3 protein-coding genes are annotated in these 1,796 nt (G+C 35.8%); all 3 read left to right on the top strand.

Annotated elements, in window-relative coordinates; translation table 11 throughout:
• On the top strand, positions 1-405 hold a 405-nt coding region (locus tag ABTY20_RS35220), incomplete at its 5' end, for a rolling circle replication-associated protein (protein WP_352001210.1).
• Positions 406-692: 287 nt separating this feature from the next.
• Positions 693-842 carry a toxin-antitoxin system HicB family antitoxin gene (locus tag ABTY20_RS35215; protein WP_350502499.1) on the top strand — a complete coding sequence of 50 codons (150 nt, stop codon included), beginning with the start codon at positions 693-695 and terminating at the stop codon, positions 840-842.
• 523 nt (positions 843-1,365) lie between these two features.
• A partial coding sequence (locus ABTY20_RS35210) for a rolling circle replication-associated protein (RefSeq protein WP_502991962.1) occupies positions 1,366-1,796 on the top strand: 431 nt, incomplete at its 3' end.

Below are 1,796 nucleotides of genomic sequence, written 5' to 3'. Positions count from 1 at the left end.
TTAAAAATAAAACTAAAATACACTGCTGTAATTGAGTTTCAGAAACGAGGGGCTATACATTATCACCTATTGGTCTATAACCTTCCTTACACGCCTGTAGACGTTCTATCGGACATCTGGGGTCATGGGTTTGTTAAAATAAATAAAATAGACCACGTGGACAATGTAGGGGCTTATATAACGAAATATATGATAAAGGATAATATTGACGAAAGATTACTTGGAGAGAAGTCTTATTTTTCGAGTAGAGGGTTAAAGAAGCCTGAAGAGTATATTTTGACGGAAAAAGAAAAAGAGACTCTGCTAAAGTCTCATGACGAATATATAACATATTCCAAAAACTATGAAAATGAATATCTAGGCAATATTCATAAGATACAAATTAACTTAAATCGCAAAAGTTAACAGCGCTATTTTAACACATAGAAAATAAAAATACTATGACTTTACCGTTTTCTAATAGCGGGTAAAGTGTTCAAACTTTGACAATGGGACTCCTATAATGGGGTCCTTATTTAATTTCCTTGAAAATATAAAATCCGCCCTTTTGCGTGTGGGTGGGGTGACTCCAGTTGGGGCCCCCGACACCGCAAGGCGGATTTATTTTATTTATAAAAGACCGAGAGAAATAACACTAACCATTATGGTATTGACATGATACCACTTTGATACTATAATGATACCATAAGGAGGTGAAGTTATTGGGAAAAGCGGTTTTTTCTCTAAGGCTTACTGAAGACCTACACGAATGGTTAAAAAAAGAAGCTGAAAAGAGAGGTATGTCGGTCAACGCTTTGATTTCATACATACTGAGCGAATATAAAGACGATAAAGAGTTTTAACGGAGTAGTTCTACGTAGTGAAAGCGTAGCGGTTCCTTTACTTGGAAAGGCGACTCTGATAACCTAGTTCGGTTTGCCACATTAAAGATTTCTAGAAGGTGGCGACGGTGGCAAGTAATCTGGGTCGCAAAGGTTCCGAGTCAAGGATTCATGGAGTAGATCTACGCAGTGGTGATGGTGAAGCGCAACTAAAAAAACAAGAAAAGAGGACGAGCACATGTTTAATATTTCTTATTACAAAACCGAAGACACAAAAGTAATGGTGGTTACATTACACGCACTAAAACAAACTATCATTTTGCAACCAGGATTCTTTTATAAAATTTCAGGAGTTGATAGAAAAGTAATAACCGGCTGCGGCGAATTTAGTGGTACAATTCTAGTAGATTTAGGATTTATATTTCCGTTTAAATCTGATAGAAAAATAGGTTAATATTTAATCGCTATTTCTGTTTCTTACTTAACTTGATTATAGCGATTAATAAGCAGAAAAATTTAGACAAGGAAGAGAGGTATTTTATAATTGAGGTATCGTCACAAACTAATAAAAAGTGGCGGTGTATGGGAATTATTGAGCTACGAGAAAGAGGTAGCAACAGGTAAAGATGCAGTTCGTGAAAATGCTGGTAGGAAAAAACAGTCTGATCATGATTGGATAAATGATGCTGAAACAAAGATGAAGAACAGGTCTGATGTGTTATATCGTGCAAGGAAGCAAGTGTTTAACCAAGCAAATGCCAATGCAAATGCGTGGAACGAGCAACCGAAATTTTTCACACTTACATATGCTGAAAACATGCAGGACATAAAACAATCTAACTATAACTTCAAAAAGTTTATCCAAAGGCTGAATTACACTTTAAAAATAAAACTAAAATACACTGCTGTAATTGAGTTTCAGAAACGAGGGGCTATACATTATCACCTATTGGTCTATAACCTTCCTTACACGCC

The sequence above is a fragment of the Streptomyces sp. NPDC126497 genome (assembly GCF_040302425.1).
Classification (GTDB): Bacteria; Actinomycetota; Actinomycetes; order Streptomycetales; family Streptomycetaceae; genus Streptomyces.
This window is presented reverse-complemented; position numbering and strand designations above follow the sequence as displayed.